The sequence below is a fragment of the Fictibacillus sp. KU28468 genome, from assembly GCF_026153615.1.
GTDB lineage: Bacteria > Bacillota > Bacilli > Bacillales > Fictibacillaceae > Fictibacillus_C > Fictibacillus_C marinisediminis.
This window is the reverse complement of the sequence record NZ_CP110666.1, coordinates 4041181-4057430: the sequence shown is the minus strand read 5'-3', so window position 1 is coordinate 4057430 and position 16250 is coordinate 4041181. Positions and strand designations below refer to the sequence as shown.

16 protein-coding genes are annotated in these 16250 nt (G+C 46.2%); 11 read left to right on the top strand and 5 right to left on the bottom strand.

The window, feature by feature from the left end; translation table 11 throughout:
• Positions 1–103 precede the first annotated feature (103 nt).
• Both OKX00_RS21450 and OKX00_RS21445 read left to right on the top strand, forming a co-directional pair.
• On the top strand, positions 104–559 hold the full coding sequence (locus OKX00_RS21450; RefSeq protein WP_265408789.1) for a GNAT family N-acetyltransferase: 456 nt from the start codon (positions 104–106) through the stop codon (positions 557–559).
• Between the two features lie 97 nt (positions 560–656).
• Positions 657–1745 (top strand): glycerophosphodiester phosphodiesterase, encoded by a 1089-nt coding sequence (locus OKX00_RS21445; RefSeq protein WP_265408788.1) that lies wholly within the window; start codon positions 657–659, stop codon positions 1743–1745.
• A gap of 93 nt (positions 1746–1838) precedes the next feature.
• Here OKX00_RS21445 and OKX00_RS21440 read toward each other — a convergent pair whose 3' ends face one another.
• Positions 1839–2276 (bottom strand): YybH family protein, encoded by a 438-nt coding sequence (locus OKX00_RS21440; RefSeq protein ID WP_265408787.1) that lies wholly within the window; start codon positions 2274–2276, stop codon positions 1839–1841.
• A gap of 241 nt (positions 2277–2517) precedes the next feature.
• Between OKX00_RS21440 and OKX00_RS21435 the strand changes: the two genes are divergently transcribed.
• A complete protein-coding gene (locus tag OKX00_RS21435) occupies positions 2518–5640 on the top strand; it encodes an efflux RND transporter permease subunit (protein ID WP_265408786.1) in 3123 nt (1040 codons plus the stop codon).
• A 62-nt stretch (positions 5641–5702) separates the two neighbouring features.
• Here the strand turns inward: OKX00_RS21435 and OKX00_RS21430 are convergent, their stop codons facing one another.
• Positions 5703–8165, bottom strand: a complete 2463-nt coding sequence (locus OKX00_RS21430; protein ID WP_265408785.1) for a bifunctional YncE family protein/alkaline phosphatase family protein — start codon at positions 8163–8165, stop codon at positions 5703–5705.
• Positions 8166–8395: 230 nt separating this feature from the next.
• On the opposite strand from OKX00_RS21430, the gene OKX00_RS21425 reads away from it, so the two are divergent.
• The 3 genes from OKX00_RS21425 (at position 8396) to OKX00_RS21415 (ending at position 10304) form a co-directional block, all read left to right on the top strand.
• Positions 8396–8776 carry an NUDIX hydrolase gene (locus tag OKX00_RS21425; RefSeq protein ID WP_265408784.1) on the top strand — a complete coding sequence of 127 codons (381 nt, stop codon included), beginning with the start codon at positions 8396–8398 and terminating at the stop codon, positions 8774–8776.
• A complete protein-coding gene (locus tag OKX00_RS21420; RefSeq protein WP_265408783.1) occupies positions 8776–9159 on the top strand; it encodes a group-specific protein in 384 nt (127 codons plus the stop codon). Before OKX00_RS21425 ends, OKX00_RS21420 begins: the two co-directional genes overlap by 1 nt.
• A 188-nt stretch (positions 9160–9347) precedes the next feature.
• On the top strand, positions 9348–10304 hold the full coding sequence (locus tag OKX00_RS21415) for a patatin-like phospholipase family protein (RefSeq protein WP_265408782.1): 957 nt from the start codon (positions 9348–9350) through the stop codon (positions 10302–10304).
• 133 nt (positions 10305–10437) lie between these two features.
• Here OKX00_RS21415 and OKX00_RS21410 read toward each other — a convergent pair whose 3' ends face one another.
• The 3 genes from OKX00_RS21410 to OKX00_RS21400 all read right to left on the bottom strand — a co-directional run bounded on the left by OKX00_RS21410 (position 10438) and on the right by OKX00_RS21400 (position 11935).
• Positions 10438–10773 carry a DUF1516 family protein gene (locus OKX00_RS21410; RefSeq protein ID WP_265408781.1) on the bottom strand — a complete coding sequence of 112 codons (336 nt, stop codon included), beginning with the start codon at positions 10771–10773 and terminating at the stop codon, positions 10438–10440.
• 141 nt (positions 10774–10914) lie between these two features.
• Positions 10915–11445: an HXXEE domain-containing protein gene (locus OKX00_RS21405; RefSeq protein WP_265408780.1), complete on the bottom strand. Its 531-nt coding sequence runs from the start codon at positions 11443–11445 to the stop codon at positions 10915–10917.
• Positions 11438–11935: a GNAT family N-acetyltransferase gene (locus OKX00_RS21400; RefSeq protein ID WP_265408779.1), complete on the bottom strand. Its 498-nt coding sequence runs from the start codon at positions 11933–11935 to the stop codon at positions 11438–11440. Before OKX00_RS21400 ends, OKX00_RS21405 begins: the two co-directional genes overlap by 8 nt.
• Before the next feature lie 124 nt (positions 11936–12059).
• Between OKX00_RS21400 and OKX00_RS21395 the strand changes: the two genes are divergently transcribed.
• The 5 genes from OKX00_RS21395 (at position 12060) to rlmD (ending at position 16135) form a co-directional block, all read left to right on the top strand.
• Complete coding sequence (locus tag OKX00_RS21395) at positions 12060–12629, top strand: TetR/AcrR family transcriptional regulator (RefSeq protein WP_265408778.1); 570 nt, start codon at positions 12060–12062, stop codon at positions 12627–12629.
• Between the two features lie 13 nt (positions 12630–12642).
• Complete coding sequence (locus OKX00_RS21390; RefSeq protein ID WP_265408777.1) at positions 12643–12984, top strand: DMT family transporter; 342 nt, start codon at positions 12643–12645, stop codon at positions 12982–12984.
• Positions 12984–13298: a DMT family transporter gene (locus OKX00_RS21385; protein WP_265408776.1), complete on the top strand. Its 315-nt coding sequence runs from the start codon at positions 12984–12986 to the stop codon at positions 13296–13298. The genes OKX00_RS21390 and OKX00_RS21385 overlap by 1 nt, the downstream gene beginning before the upstream one ends.
• 146 nt (positions 13299–13444) lie before the next feature.
• Entirely contained in the window at positions 13445–14365 is a 921-nt protein-coding gene (locus tag OKX00_RS21380) for a diacylglycerol kinase (RefSeq protein ID WP_265408775.1), read from the top strand.
• A 384-nt stretch (positions 14366–14749) separates the two neighbouring features.
• Positions 14750–16135 carry a 23S rRNA (uracil(1939)-C(5))-methyltransferase RlmD gene (gene rlmD, locus OKX00_RS21375; protein WP_265408774.1) on the top strand — a complete coding sequence of 462 codons (1386 nt, stop codon included), beginning with the start codon at positions 14750–14752 and terminating at the stop codon, positions 16133–16135.
• The last annotated feature ends 115 nt before the right edge of the window (positions 16136–16250 follow it).

Here is a 16250-nt window from a genome sequence, read left to right as displayed (position 1 = left end):
ATTTAAATGAAAAAGATTTCGAATTATTATCAAAGACTTTTTTTGCTGAAATGGAAAGTGCCTTTATTAATTAATGGACCAAAAATCAAGGAGTGTTCTGTTCATGGAGATTAAAGCAGATGATCTAACAGGAATTGAAATAGCCAGATTAATAGGGGAGCATCTTCAGGGCATGGAACTTCACTCTCCGCCAGAAAGCAGGCATGCTCTTAACCTTGAAGGACTAAGGAAACCGGATATTACGTTCTGGAGTGCTTGGGAGGATGGACAATTATTGGGCTGCGGGGCACTGAAAGAACTGGATCGCCAGCATGGGGAGATCAAATCCATGCGAACGTCGGCTGCCCATTTAAGAAAGGGAGTTGCGAAGCGGATGCTGCAGCACATCATGGAGGAAGCGAAGCGGCGCGGCTATCGGAGGCTCAGTTTGGAAACGGGCTCCATGGAAGCCTTTGAACCGGCCAGGAGTCTTTATGCCAGCTTCGGGTTTCAATATTGTGAGCCGTTTGCAGAATACATAGAGGATCCCAATAGTGTATTTATGACAAAGGATCTATAAAACCATATCGTTTTTTAACGTTTGCTTCAATAAGGATTTATAAAGTCTCTTTATACTTTAAACGTAAACCAATTTAAAGTTTTGAGGAGATGAGCAAATGAAAAGGAAAAAGAAGAAGGCATTACTTGCTGCGATTGCAGCTGTCATAGTAAGCTCACTGAGTTTAGGGAATGGACCATCCGCTTCTGCAGCAGAACAAAATGCAAACCACTTTGGTCCTGAAGGATTTGATCTCCAGGCTCACCGCGGCGGGATGGGACTTACTGTTGAATCGACGATCGCATCGTTTTCCCATGCACTTGAGCTGGGAGTCAGCACACTTGAACTGGATGTCCAAATTACGCAGGATCATAAAGCGGTTGTTACGCATGACCGTAAAATTTCAAGCGGGAACTGTAAGGATACCAAGCCTGCGTATCCAGGAGATCCGGAGTATCCTTATGTCGGCAAATACATAAAAGATCTGACGCTCAAACAGATTCGTACCCTTGATTGCGGCTCAACCACCAAGCCGCAATTTCCAGGGCAGGTGACAAGTCCGGGAGCGAAGATGCCATTGCTGACAGATATTTTCGGCCTGGTCAAACGCTATAAAGCAGATAACGTTTGGATGAACATCGAAACAAAGGTGGAGGCCGGTGCTCCCGAGGAGACCGCACCCCGCGAAGAATTTGTCCAAACGGTAGCCCGCCAAGTTCGTGAGGCAGGCATGCTGAATCGGGTATCGATCCAAAGCTTTGACTGGGGTTCACTCATGCGCATGCGTGAAATAGAGCCGAGATTGCCTTTAGTGGCACTTACCAATGGACCGCAGTTTCTTCAGCCTGGACAGCCGGGTGCCTCTCCGTGGTTAGGAGGAATCGACATTGACGACTTTAACGGAGATTTGGTTGCAGCTGCCCACTCTTTCGGTGCAAACGCAATATCTCCAGTGCATGGCTTCCCGCAGGATGGCAAAGTAACCGATGACAACTATGAGCCTTACGTAACAAAACAAATGGTTGAAAAGGCACATAAAGCAGGGATGAAAGTTATTCCTTGGACGGTTGATGACAAGCCAACCATGAACAAACTCATGGACGATGGCGTTGACGGAATGATCACCGACTATCCGGACCGGCTGCGTGAAGTGATGGCAGAGCATGGCTTGGAGCTGCCTATGAAATATCCTGCACCAACCAAATAGTTTGCAAGAAAGAAAGAGCGGCACTGCTGAAAAAGTATGCCGCTTTTTTGTTGTGCAAAGGTTCAAGCAGTCCATAGGGAGCTTGTATCGTTCTTACTTTAAGTTGAAAATACCCTTCCCGGTTTCCATATTTATTGGCAATGATGAATGTTCATGTGTGATGGTCCAGGATTCGTTTACTTTTCTTAAACCGAATGTGAATCGATTTGTCAGCTGACGAAGTTTCTCTCCAGATTCGTTGTGAGCAGCGAACGTAACAGCACAATGAACGAAAGCGAGATTCGTATTTTCTTCAACTACTAAATCATTAAAATCTATTTTGAGTACAACCCCTTCCTCACGTAAACCATTAAACCAGCCATTCACAATTTCCTTCCATTGGGAAATGCCGATACTCTCCCAGTTTTCCCAACAATCATACACATGGATGTCAGAATCGTATGCAGATAAAAATCTCTCAACATCTTTCTCATATACTGCAGACCGGTAATTTTCCAGAACGTCCTGAACTTTATTAAAACCAACCCTCATGAATTCATCTCCTTTACTTATAAATTTAAGTTTATTTATAACCATTACTATATTCGATATCCCCAACATTCTTCCTTCCTCAACGATCGAAGGACGCCATTCCCCCACATACTTTTTTACGTACATTTCTTTCAGTTTCTTTAATCCTCTGTAACTTGATTTTTACAATCAAAGAGTAACGTTGAATTGGTGCGGATTATGCATTAACGAGACTTAACAACAAAGGAAGGTATGTTTTTAAATGAATAGATTCATTGAAGGAACGATGAAACGGTCTATCCTTATTTTAACTTGTGTAGTCCTTATATTAGTATGGGGCGGATTCTCCGCCTTTCAAATGCAGCGCGATTACCTTCCGCCGATAAACAATACAGCACTGATGATCACCATCCAGGCAGATCACTATCAGGCCGATCAGGTCAAGCCTATTACGGGAAAAGTGGAAAAAGCCGTCCATTCCGTGGATAATCTGGATTACATGGAGATGAACTCGTTTGACGGAGGATTGATGGGAAGCTTTTATTTTCCCGGCCACACCGATATGGAAAAGGCAGAAAAGGAAGTAAAGGCGGCTGTTGATAAAATCAGCCTGCCAGCAGGTGTAAAAACTCCTTTGGTGACACGGGTCAGCACGAACTCCTTTCCTGTGATGCGATTAAGTTTGACCAGCGCTTCAAAAAACATTGATGAAAATGAGCTCCGCTCTTCGATTCAGAAAAAAGTAGCAACTGAAATTGAACAGATTCCAGGTGTTCGTGAAGTGCGTGTAACAGGTGGCGGAAACGATGGCTACATGCTGACGCTGAAACAAGGTGCCCTCGAAAAATACGGTGTAACTGCAAAAGATATCAAACAAGCTCTTTCTTCCATCCATCCCGTATGGCCACAAGGAACGATCGAACAAAACAATGGGTCAAACCGGCAAGTAACGATGGCCATCAGAGTAACAGATTGGACGATTGATAAGAGGGACCTCAGCAGCATAAAAATTCCTGCAAAAGGGGGCGAGACGGTTGCCTTGCAGGAAGTGGCCAAGATCGATAAAGGCATTGTCGATCAGCAGTCCCTTTCCCGGACGAAAGGGGACCCCAGTGTCCTTCTGGACGTTTTGAAAACCCCTTCGTCCAACATTACCGATGTAACACAACGAATAAACAGTCGGATGGGAACCATTCCGGAAATACAGTCCAAAAAGGCTCATCTCACCGTTTTATCCGATCAGGGGAAAGAGATTGACTCCGCCTTGCAAGGATTGATCAAAGAAGGACTGTTAGGCATTCTATTTACGGTTTTATGTGTCTACTTATTTTTCAGAAATGTCCGGTCCACATTGATCATCGCATTGTCATTGCCAATCTGTCTTCTTACCGCTACAGCTATATTGAAAGCCATGGGCATCAGTTTGAATCTTTTAACGATATCCGGTTTGATTGTTGCGATGGGCCGTGTGGTCGATGATTCGATCGTTGTCATCGATAATATGTACCGAAAACAGATGAAAAAGAACGGCCAACCGCTACGGACCACACAACTGGCGAGCGGGGTGGTGGAAATGATTCCAGCCATCGTGTCGTCCACGGCGACAACCGTTGCTGTGTTCATTCCCATCTCCATTATCGGGGGAATGATCAGTTCTGCCTTTTCAGGATTCGCATGGTCTGTCGTTATTGCCCTTATCACATCACTTGCAGTGTCCATTCTGGTCGTTCCAGCCTTAGCTCATAAGCTATGGAGCAAACAGGACATGGGCAGGACACCTGAGATCGAAAGGCCGGCACTTAACATTCTGCAATGGGCCTTTCATAAGAAAAAATGGGTGGTGAGCGCAGCACTTGTTCTCTTAAGCATTACTATTGCCGTTGCTGCCTTCCTTCCCGTCAACTTTTTTCCTAGAGGAAATTCGAAGGACGTGGCGATCCAGATTGAACTTCCCGAGGACGCGCAGCTTACTGATGTTGACGCAGAGGTGAAAAATGTTGAATCGATCTTAAAGAACAACTCAAACGTAGAAACGTATTCTTCAACCCTTGGATCGAACTTTACACCCATGTTTGATGATGTATTTGATGAAGGCGGAGGGTGGATGCAAAAACATAACATCGCCAATGTTACTGTTGGAATTAAGCCGGAAACCGATACGGATGCTTTCATAAAGCAATTGCGGCAGCAGTTTACTTTGTTATCAACATCTGCCGTTTATACCGTTTCCAATCAGGCCATTTCGGGGGACGATTCGAGATTAAAGGTCATCTTAACTGGTGCAGATCACATAGATTTGAATAAAGCGGCGATTCTGGTGCGAAACAAACTCCAGATGATTCCAGGTCTGAGCGTGGAAGGAACGGCGAGTGATTCAGATGAATCGATGAAATATCAGCTGTCACTGAATCAGGCAAAAATCGAGCAGCTGGGCATCAACGTTGACGATGTCCTGAACCGGATCGATCACTATCTCCCGCAGGACGATAAGGTGACCTTGTCAGCAGGCGATAAGAAAATACCGATTGAGATTCATTCCAGTGCTGAAGAAATCCCGATACAAAAGAACGATCCGGATCCGCAAAAAACGATTCTTTCCAAAATTGGCCATGAAATGTTCACGGCAAAAGACGGTTCAAAGGTATCCCTTGCGGAAATCACCACCTTGAAAATGGACACCCAGTCGGTGATCAGCGAAAAGGATGGACGCCCATTCACTGCGGTTTCCGGAAATATCGTGACGAGAGACATCGGCAGTGTCACGAAGCAGGTAAAAGAAACCATGAACAGTCTCGATCTTCCTGCAGGAATGGAGTATTCGATCGGGGGAATCTCAAAACAGGTGAAGCAAATGATAGTGGAGATGGGAATGGCCTTATCTCTTTCTGTCCTCGTCGTCCTGCTGATCGTCAGTGCCGTTTTCCGCGGCTGGTACGCGCCGGCTGCTGTGATTCTATGTATCCCGCTGGCGCTGATCGGTTCGGTTTGGAGCATGGTCATATTTAAGCTTGAATGGAACCTTGCTGCATTGATCGGCATGCTCATGCTCGGAGGGATCGTCGTCACAAACGGAATTGTGCTCGTCGATAAAATTGAACGAAACCTTGCAGAAGGGTTGGAGACGAAACAAGCCATTCTGCAAGGAACGGCAACAAGAGTAAGGCCGGTGTTGATGACGGCCGGAGCGACCATATTCACTCTTCTCCCATTGGCACTTTCTGGCGGCGGCAATGTCATTATTTCAAAAACGCTGGGAGCCGTCGTCATCGGCGGGATGATCAGTTCAACGCTAATCAGCCTTCTGGTTATACCTATCATGTATCAATGGCTCTTTTCGAAAGCGAAAAAAACAAAAATGGACCAACGAAAGAAGCTGCCGGCATAATACTGAACAGAAAAAAGAGCTGTCCAACAAGCAAAGAGGGACAGCTCTTTTTTTACGTGCTTTTATTTATTTTCAGGCTTTACGGTTGGATAATATCCTTTAATCTTCTTCCAGTTTTCCCTGTTCAGGCGCTGCCTGTCCACGGTATCTGGCTTCGAGAAGTCCATATCTTTCGGATAAAGGGGGGCTCCTGAAGTTGAAGCAGTACTTGCAGTGCCCGTGTTTTTCAACTGGCCATCTGAAGTCCAATACTTTGTTTCCTGGAAGTTATATGGAGCGGAATTTGGGCGCGATGTAAAGGAATTGAACATCGGGATCGCGGCCGATTCGTTTTGTGTCATCGACTGTAAGCCAAGGATCAGCTCCATCGTTCGGAGTACGGCCGGTGTGTCATAGAATGTGCTGTCCACTTTTCCGAGCTGCGTATACGGGCTTATCGCAAGTGCAACACTTCGATGGGCATCCACATGGTCAACACCGCCCTGGGCATCATCTTCAACCACAAAAATCGCCGTGTCTTTCCAATACTTCGAATGGCTGATAGTGTCAACCAGCTTTCCTAGGGCATGGTCATTCTGGGCAACGATTTCCTGAGGGCCCCACTTCGATCCGCCCGTGTGGTCATTCGGCAAATAGACAGTTTCAAAATTAGGGAGATTACCGTTCTGTTCATATTGTTTGAATTCCTTATTCCATTCGTCGTAACGCGTAATATCCGAAATGTCCAGATCCCAGCTCGGATAGTTCGGATTGTAGTTCCCTCCGAAATCGGTCGTACCCGGATTGTTCGGCAAATAGGTTTTCGTCTCGGGATCGTACCGGTAGGCGAACTCGCCGTAGTTTCTAAACGACTTACCTGCTTTCATGGCCACATCCCAAATATAACCTTCTTTTGAACGGGTATAAGGAGCTTCATCCAATTGGCTGCCACCCCCGCCGCCATCAAAGTCGTAATCGCGGTTTTTGCCGGAGTAGTTGGCCAGCCAGTTTTTTTGTACATAATCATTGGCTTTTCCTTGCGTCGTCCAGTTGTGGCCGTCAGCACTTACCTCCGCATCCGCATAAAAATTGTCCAGCGTCACAAACTGTTTCGCAAGCTTATGGTGGTTTGGAGTCACATCCTTGCCATAGATCGCCAAGCTTGGATCGCCATTGGTATTCTCTGCGTCTCCAAATACCTGATCGTATGTTTGATTCTCTTTAATCACATATATGACATGCTTGATCGGAGACTTCCCTTGTCCCGGATAGCGGGGAATAGGGAATGCCTCACTATTATCCTTATTCATATCCCACCAGCTATTTTTGGAGGCTTGAGAAACATTGTTGTTTTTGTTCGTCTGATCAGAATACTTCTTCAGCTGCTCCTCATCAGGAACGTTCAGGATGGACAGCGATCCATTAATCATATTTCCGAGCCATTGTTTTGATTTGTCATTTGGTCCGGCTCCGAGTCCCTTCGCATTGATCGCGTAAATCTCCTTATCATCCTTGCCAAGGTAAACTCCTGTCGGATACCAGCCGGTTGGAATCAAGCCTTTCACCCGAGCCTGATCTTGCTGTGCAACATCAATTACCGCAACATCATTGTTGCCTGCGTTCGCAGCGAGCAGTGTTTTTCCGTCTTTGCTTACGGTTAAGGAATCCGGCTGGCTCCCGGTCGGTGCACCTTTATACGGAGCGAGGGAGACCTTATTCGTTGCCTTTAGCTGTTTTGCATCAATGATGGAAATGTCATCGCTGTCTGAATTTGCGGCATAAATGGTGCCATTCACGGGGTTCACGGTGATCGCATTTGGATGGAGTCCTACCGGAATGGTCTTTTTAACCGACATATCCTTCGTATTCAACGCTGTAACGCTGCTTTCTCCCCAATTGCTCACATAAAGCGTGCTTCCATCTTTGCTCAGCTCAGCCGCATATGGTCTCTTGCCAACAGGAGCAGTGGCAGTGATCTGGTTGTTTTCAAGATTGACTTTGGATACAGAGTGATGCACATTATTTGCCACATAAAGAGACTTGCCATCAGGTGCTACCGAAATTCCCGCAGGATAAAATTCTGAGTTTTTATCATCCTTCATGAGAATCGGATCTTTTTCCGTCAATTTGCCGCTGTTGAAATCAAACACGCGCACTTTGTTGTTGCCGCCGGCAGATGCGTACATTTTTTTGCCGTCAGGACTGAAGGCTACACCAAAATACAAGGCTTCAGGCCATTCATACGGGATCGTCTGTACTACCGTTTTCGTTGCGGTATCAATCACCTGGAGGGACTGTGTTCCCGCACCAGCATTCGATACGACGAGATGTTTTCCATCCGGGGAAAGGGCGCCCCCTATTGGGAAACTCCCCAAATTCACCTGTTTTCCAGCCGGAGTGAGGTGCCACCCGTTTGGTGTAACAGAAGTGCCGTCACCCTTAGGTCCTGCCAAAAGGGTATAGGCTGCAGATGCGCTCGACCCGATAAAAAGAGAAGCTAACGCCACACCGGCTATCGTTTTCTTGTATTTCCCTATCAACTTCATACTCATTTCGCTCCTATTTATTGAATTTGCAATCATATAGAAGCATAGCTTTTTCATATAAAGTTACCGTGTTAGAGAAGTGAAGAAAATGTAAAGGGTTCATGAAATTTCCGGTCGTGATTTTTGTTATAATTTGCCTGTTACTATTGAAACCGGAATGGGACGTTTTCAATGTTTAAGGATAAAAGATTACTATATTTAAGAGAATTACGAATTAGGAGGTTTTGAAATTGTATATCGTAAACGTACAAGGTGCCATTTTAAAAGGCATGCACCTGGCATTCTATCATTGGTCGGGAGATGGCATTGCCTATGACGTGTTGGAAAGAACGCTGAAAAGAGAAATAGAGGAAGAAATAGGAGTTCAAGTGAAAGATCAATTGAAATATGTACATAGTTCGTGCTTTGTTTCTAATCGAGGAAATCCTGTTCTTGATGTGGTTTTCCTTTGTAAATACGGAGAAGGGTTAGCATATGCAAAAAGCTGTGAAGAGGTTGATGATGTGTTATGGATGACTTCTGAGGAAGTAATGAACCACCCAAAATCGCCTTTATGGTTAAAAGAAAGCTTTAAACGGATAGAGGGTTTATTGACAGGTAATGCGGACTAATGAAATTTTATATCGCCTCAAGCTTTAACAATATACCCAGTGTGACTTATGTTAGTGAAAAGCTGAAAATCAAGGGCTTTATACAAACCTATGATTGGACGAAAGAAAGAGCCTCAACGATTGAAGATTTAAAGGATATCGGGCAAAAGGAAAGGGAGGCTGTGATCGAAGCTGATTTTTTAGTCGTGATGCTCCCCGCAGGAAAAGGAAGCCATATCGAACTTGGAATTGCACTGGGCACAGGCAAAAAAGTATATCTTTATTCACCAAATGAAGCAATCTATGACTTTGAAGCAACGAGTACGTTTTATCACTTGCCTGAAGTGGAGCATGTAATGGGGACGCTCGATGATTTAGTTTATATTCTTACAGGTTCTTCTTAAAAATCGGGGGGGCATTCGATGTTTTTTGTGCAAATGTCAGATTGACGCTAAGGATCTGCTGCATGCTTGTTTAGAGAGTATGTATTGTCTTCAAAGAGAACTCAAAATTCAAAGGTATTCATTGCCCATACAAGATAGACATATACTGAATGGATACTTGTGATCGGATGAGAAAGGAGCTATCACCTTTGACAAAATATCGGATCATGACCTTTGATGGAGGCGGTACCCTAGGTGCTTTAAGTTTACAGCTTTTGAATAGACTGGCTCAGCAAAATCCAAAATTAATTAGTCGGACCCATGTTTTCGCGGGAAATTCAATCGGCTCATTTACTGCCCTTGCGTTGGCAAGTGGAAGATCACCGAAGGAGACTTTCCAGTTCTTTAAGGAAAAAATCCTGCCGGCATTCAGCATTTCCCGACCAGGTGGACCTGTTTTTAACCAACAATTACCCTATTCTGGTTTCATTAAAGCGGTACGAACATTTTTTCCATCAGGTCTTCGTCTCAAAGATTTAAAAAGACGAATTGTTGTCCCTTCTTTTCAATTATTCTCACCGGAGCTGAATCGTTGGACTCCTGTGTTATTCCACAACTTTCCTGGCTCTCCCTATTTAAATGAAAAAGCGAGTGATGTGATACTGCGGAGCAGCGGTGCTCCCGCGACGCAACGAGCCTATCAAAACTACGTGGATGGGTATACAGTAGCAACCAACCCCAGTACAGCCAGTATCGCGTTTGCAGTGGGTAAAGCCAAAGTGCCGTTGGATCAAATTGCGGTATTATCTATTGGAACAGGTGAAGCCCCGACTCAGTTAAGAAGAGATACGAAGGGGTGGGGTATGGTGAGTGCAGATAACATACGCCCCGAAAATCTGAAGAACCTTCCTCCAAATTGGGGAGTCCTTTTGGACCGATCGCCCAATGAACCCTTACTGCCATTTCTTCAGATTGTCGCGGGTGGAAATGGTTACTATGAATCCATGGTCAGTTCTAATCTTCTGGGAAATCGTTTTTTTCGGTTAGATCCACGGATCCCTAACTTCTCCAAAACGGACCCTGCCGTGGTTCCGGCTGTCATTGAAATTGCGAACAAAACCAATTTACAGCCTGCCGTTCAATTTATAGAGAAAAACTGGAACTAATAATACTTACATCTCCTTAACTTTCAACTTTCCCCCACGAAAAACAGCTAAAAGCAGTGTGATTTCACCTCCGAAATCCACTGCTTTTAGCTGTTTTTATGCAATACCTACTGCGGAAGCCAGGCTTCTTCTGTTAAAACGAAATAACGCCGTATCCCATCATTACAATGACGACGAGCAGAATGATCAATACGATCCACATCGCAGGCATCGGGCTGCCTTTGCGTTTGCGGGCAACGAGCATTTCCATAACACCGATCAGGACAATCGCGAGTATGCCTTTTAGGACGTAAGTTAGCGGGAAGTGAAGGATGGAGAGCATCCATATCCCTGTAACGATCATGATGAGGTAGAACAGACGCTGCAGCATGAGCGTGATCTTTTGGCTCTTTGTAAAGTAGGTGATCAGGAACAAGATGACCATAATCGCCCATGAACCCGAGTGAGTATGTAATAGCGCATTAAACATTGGTTTTCCTCCTTTTAAACGTAATAACCGTATAAGTGCATATGAAACAATTCACATATTCATAGTATCGGTTCCCATCTGTTAAAACAAGGGGAAAGCCATCAACGTCCCAAAAATGTTCAAATGTGGTGCCAGGCACCTTTACAATAGCAGACTCCCCGCGATAAGCGCTCCAACTGCAAGCGGAATCTGCAGCACCATTCCGGCCGCTAAATATTTGGCTAACTTCACGCCATGAACTTTATTCATCGATCTCCATACCCAGATCGAATAAGGAAAAATGGTGAGAACAGCCGTGACCACCCCGGGGGTATAGCCTCTAAAGTACAGTGCTTGTAGCACATGCGTCACACCGTTCATAAAAAGCGTCGAAGCCAGCAGCAGAAAAAGCGGCTGGCCCGAGGTGCGATTTTTCGTAATATACGAACACAACCCCACAATAACAAGCAGGATGAGCAGGACGCTCATCGCAAACGTACTCGTGGTCAGTTGGCTGACCGGCAGTCTGTTAAACGGCGTCTCTTGATGGTGTGCGTCCAGAAACGCTTTAATGGTTAACGTCTCCTCGGCATCATGAACGATAAAAGCAACAGGAAAGAGCCAGACCAGCTTATTTGCAAGCGGAGTTCTGGTCTCCACTTGTTTCTGTTGATTCAGTTCTGCCCTAGTCATCCAGCATTTTATACATCATGATGTCATCCACATATTTGCCATCGATATAAAATTCATTCACCAGCAGACCTTGTTTGATAAAGCCGTACTTTTCATAAAAACGAATGGCTTTCGGGTTTGTCGCCATCACCCGGAGTGACAGTTTCTTTTTGCCGAGGCGCTTCATCCAGTCTTCGCCGGCCTTCATCAGTTCCTGAGCGACACCTTGACCCTGAAAATCAGGATGGATGGCCAATGCCAGCTCAGCGACATGCTTGTTGCTGTCGAGCGGGGTAGGGATACGGTAGGAAAAATAGCCGCAGATCCGGTCACCGGAAAGGGCCAAGAGCTGGCTGCCTTCCGGACAGTGCTGGGCATATTCTTCAGTCGAATGCCAATAGATTTCCGCCGGAGCGGTATTTGTATTCCAGACAAGGTTCTCCAGTTCAACCAGCTGCGGAAAGTCAAAGCGGCTGGACAGACGAAAGGTAAGATTGGTGATAGTCATCATATTCTCTCCTTCAAAGATTTCCACCCTTCTACTTCGTGCTTTTCATCATAAAACCCTTCTTCTTTGACAAGTGAAGAAGAGTGTGAGATGATTTACCTAACGAACATTAGTTAGGTGATGAAATATGACAGCAGATAAAATTAAAGCAGCAGCACTTGCCCATTTTGCGAACCACGGCTACAGCGGGGCATCTCTATCGGGAATTGCATCTGACGTTGGAATTAAAACACCGTCGATCTACGCCCATTTTAAAAACAAGGATGAATTGTTTTTAGCGGTGACAGAAGAGGCGATCGCACACGAATGGGAAAAGGCAACCGCCTATTTTAACGACAGCAGCCTTTCGTTTAAAGAGAAGCTGTACGGATTTTTACAGCTGCAAATGGAAAACTACGAGCAGGATGAGCGGGCAAAATTTTGGCTGCGGACGTCGTTTTTTCCCCCAGAACATTTGGAGGAACAGCTGATGGATCATGTGTACAGCTATCTGGATAAAATGGAGAGTCTGCTGCTTCAGGAATTTAAAGAAGCGAAAGAACTGGGGCTTCAGGACTTAAACATCAAGCAGGCGGCTAAAGCGTACATCGCGCTATTGGACGGTGTTTTTGTGGAGATGCTCTATGGCGGAGAGGGAAGCGCGGAAGAACGCCTTGAAGCATCATGGTATATGTACGAACGCGCGTTATTCAGCTAAGAGGTGAACAAAAATGAATCGATATTGGACATTGGTCATCATGGGAGGCATTCTGGAGGTGCTGTGGGTCAGCGGACTGAAGCATGCGGATTCTGCTCTGGGATGGATCGGAACCGGACTTGTGATCGTCGTCAGCTTTTTCCTGATGATCCCATGCCTGGGTAAACTGCCGGTCGGTACGGTGTATGCCGTCTTTACCGGAATCGGAACCGCAGGAACCGTGCTGGCGGAGATGCTGTTCTACGGGGAACCGGTCAGCTGGGCGAAAATTTCACTCATCGCGCTCTTGCTCGCCGGAGTTATGGGTCTAAAAGCCGTAACGGGAGAACCGAAAGAGAAAGGGAGTGAAGCGTAGTGGGCTGGCTGTATGTGGTGCTTGCCGGAGGCTTTGAAGTCTTGGGGGTCATTGGCCTGAACAAGGTGAGCCAGAAGAAAAGCTTTATGACGTTCCTTTTTCTCATACTCGGATTTGCCTGCAGCTTCTCGCTTCTGTCCCTCGCCATGGAAACCCTTTCCATGGGAACCGCATATGCGGTATGGACGGGAATCGGTACGGTCGGCGGTGTGCTTGTCGGCATGCTCGTGTACGGGGAATCGCGGGACTGGAAACGGATTTTATTTATGGCGATGGTGCTGAGCGCAGCCATTGGTCTGAAGATAATTTCATAAAAATTTCCTTTTTTGAGTTTTGCTTTTTTTATGGGGAATCACTATAATAAGAGTTGGTAATAAACAGTCCAAATTCGGGCTGTTTTTTCTGGTTAGAGCGTATCATGTTTATAAGAAACCAATAGAAAATAAATCAGGTGAAAAGTATGAAACGAGCACGATTAATATACAATCCAACATCAGGAAGAGAAGTGATCAAGAAGCAGCTTCCTTATATTTTAGAGCGGCTTGAAATTGCAGGCTACGAAACGTCCACCCATGCAACGACACCGGAGGAAGGCAGTGCGACCCGTGCAGCCATGCTCGCAGGTGAACGCGGCTTTGACCTTGTCATCGCAGCCGGCGGGGACGGAACCATCTATGAGGTAGTCAACGGTCTTGCCGATCTTGAACACCGTCCGAAGCTCGGACTCATTCCGGCGGGAACAACGAACGACTTTGCCCGTGCCCTTGGCGTGCCACGAACGATTGAAGGCGCGTGTGATGTTCTTTGTCAGGGAGCGGAAATGCCGGTCGACATCGGAAAAGTGAACGATAAGTTCTTCATCAACATTGCAGGCGGAGGCCGTATTACCGAGCTGACGTATGAAGTGCCGAGCAAGCTGAAGACGATGATCGGGCAGCTCGCCTATTTCCTCAAAGGCATCGAGATGCTTCCGTCCATCCGTCCGACGTACGTTGAGATCGAGTATGACGGCAAGCTGTTCCAGGGCGAGATCATGCTGTTCCTTGTGGCCAACACGAACTCCATCGGCGGTTTTGAAAAACTCGCGCCGACGTCCGAGTTCAACGACGGCATGTTTGACCTTATTATATTGAAGAAAACGAATCTGGCTGAATTTGTCCGTATCGCGTCCATGGCGCTAAAAGGCGATCATATCAATGATGATCATATCATCTACACGAAAGCGAACCGGATCAAAGTACGGCCAACCGATAAAATGCAGCTCAACCTGGACGGTGAATTCGGCGGACTCTTGCCGGGCGAATTTGTGAACCTTCGCCATCACTTCCAGATGCTCGTTCCAAAAGAGCGCGTGAGACTAACAGAGGATGAGGCTCTATAAATAGAGCCCCATCTTTTCTTTTTGCCCGTTAGTGATAGTGTGATGTGGGCATACTCTTGCTAGAGCGGAAGGGATTTGCGGGTATGGAATGGGTGACCAGCTTGGAGTTGTGATCCTTTAACTAAGCGAGCTTAGTTACGGTTCACAACTCGGCTGGTCATTTGCTTCACAAATCTCCTGGCTCATACTTCGCCAGGGTCCCATTCCAAACTATTTAGAAGTAAAAGATTTGAGGGTCTCTTTTAGGCATCAGTTTGCGATGTGTGATTGAAAGAGAAATCAAACTAATGTTAAATTAAACGACTGTTTAATTAAACGATCGTTTAACAAGAGAAGAGTTGTGCTACAATCAGGAAAGAACTGAAGATAAAGGAACGATGTCTAATGACGAAGGCAAATGTGCCGGTTTCAAAAAATGAAATCATAGATGTGGAATTCGTGGATCTGACCCATGATGGAGCCGGAGTGGCGAAGGTCGATGGATTTCCGCTGTTTGTACCGAACGGCCTGCCAGGCGAGAAAGCCAAGATAAAGGTCGTTAACGTGAAAAAAGGATACGGCTTTGGGCGTTTAATGGAACTAACCGAAGAAAGCGGGCAGCGGGTCGAACCGCCATGCCCGATCTATAAATGGTGTGGAGGCTGCCAGATGCAGCATCTGTCTTATGAAGGCCAGCTGGAGTTCAAACGCAAGCAGGTCGAGGACGTGGTGCAGCGGATTGGAAAACTGGAAAACGTTCCGGTGCTTCCAACGCTTGGCATGGGAGACGAGCCTTGGCGTTACCGCAACAAAGCCCAGGTGCCGGTCGGTGAACGAGACGGCCGGCTCATCACCGGTTTCTACCAAAAGCGAAGCCACGAGATTGTAGAGATGGACAGTTGCATCATTACAGGAGATACCGCCGATGAAGCAATCCAGGCGGTCAAGGACATCCTGAACAAGTACGGCATCTCTCCGTATGAAGAAAAGCGCAACAAAGGCATTATCCGCCACATCATCGCCCGTTATGGCAAAACGACGAACGAGCTGATGATCGTCCTCGTGACGAATGGAAAAGAACTGCCGAACCGCAAAAAGATTGTGGATGATATCGTATCGACCATTCCACAGATCAAATCGGTCGTGCAAAACGTGAACACACGGCGTACAAACGTGATCTTCGGAGACGAAACGAAAGTCCTCTGGGGCTCTGAATATATTTACGATTACATCGACGACATCAAATTCGCCATCTCCGCCCGCTCGTTCTATCAGATCAATCCGCAGCAAACGAAGGTCTTGTACGACCAGGCTCTGAAATATGCGGAGCTGACAGGAGATGAAACCGTCATCGATGCCTATTGCGGCATCGGAACAATTTCTCTGTTCCTGGCGCAAAAAGCAAAAAAGGTATACGGAGTAGAAATAGTACCGGAAGCGATTGAAGACGCGCGCCGAAATGCCGAACTAAACGGAATGGACAACGCCGAGTTTGCAGTCGGTGAATCCGAAGTTGTCATTCCAAAATGGAAAGAACAAGGCATCACCCCAGACGTCATCGTCGTCGACCCGCCTAGAAAAGGCTGCGACGAAGCCCTGCTTCAAACCATCATCGAAATGAAGCCGAAGCGAGTGGTGTATGTGAGCTGTAATCCATCGACGCTTGCGAGGGATTTAAGAATCCTGGAAGATGGTGGTTTTAAAACTACTGAAGTCCAGCCGGTCGATATGTTTCCGCAGACGACGCATGTGGAGTGTATCTCGCAACTCATTTTAAAAGAAGGCAACTAACCCTTATGGGAGTTGCCTTTTTATGTTCCTTGAAGAGGATTTACGAAGTTGTAGTTTATGCAAATACTGCCGTCCAGTTTACAGGTAACTAGCACGTTATCTGTAAAAACGGAGA

What these genes read in the sequence shown, in the direction of transcription:
- rlmD (WP_265408774.1), top strand. Translation starts at nt 14,750, where the DNA reads ATGACGAAGGCAAATGTGCCGGTTTCAAAAAATGAAATCATAGATGTG.
- OKX00_RS21410 (WP_265408781.1), bottom strand. Translation starts at nt 10,773, where the DNA reads ATGTTTAATGCGCTATTACATACTCACTCGGGTTCATGGGCGATTATG.
- OKX00_RS21395 (WP_265408778.1), top strand. Translation starts at nt 12,060, where the DNA reads ATGACAGCAGATAAAATTAAAGCAGCAGCACTTGCCCATTTTGCGAAC.
- OKX00_RS21380 (WP_265408775.1), top strand. Translation starts at nt 13,445, where the DNA reads ATGAAACGAGCACGATTAATATACAATCCAACATCAGGAAGAGAAGTG.
- OKX00_RS21400 (WP_265408779.1), bottom strand. Translation starts at nt 11,935, where the DNA reads ATGATGACTATCACCAATCTTACCTTTCGTCTGTCCAGCCGCTTTGAC.
- OKX00_RS21435 (WP_265408786.1), top strand. Translation starts at nt 2,518, where the DNA reads ATGAATAGATTCATTGAAGGAACGATGAAACGGTCTATCCTTATTTTA.
- OKX00_RS21440 (WP_265408787.1), bottom strand. Translation starts at nt 2,276, where the DNA reads ATGAGGGTTGGTTTTAATAAAGTTCAGGACGTTCTGGAAAATTACCGG.
- OKX00_RS21390 (WP_265408777.1), top strand. Translation starts at nt 12,643, where the DNA reads ATGAATCGATATTGGACATTGGTCATCATGGGAGGCATTCTGGAGGTG.
- OKX00_RS21450 (WP_265408789.1), top strand. Translation starts at nt 104, where the DNA reads ATGGAGATTAAAGCAGATGATCTAACAGGAATTGAAATAGCCAGATTA.
- OKX00_RS21420 (WP_265408783.1), top strand. Translation starts at nt 8,776, where the DNA reads ATGAAATTTTATATCGCCTCAAGCTTTAACAATATACCCAGTGTGACT.
- OKX00_RS21405 (WP_265408780.1), bottom strand. Translation starts at nt 11,445, where the DNA reads ATGACTAGGGCAGAACTGAATCAACAGAAACAAGTGGAGACCAGAACT.
- OKX00_RS21445 (WP_265408788.1), top strand. Translation starts at nt 657, where the DNA reads ATGAAAAGGAAAAAGAAGAAGGCATTACTTGCTGCGATTGCAGCTGTC.
- OKX00_RS21430 (WP_265408785.1), bottom strand. Translation starts at nt 8,165, where the DNA reads ATGAAGTTGATAGGGAAATACAAGAAAACGATAGCCGGTGTGGCGTTA.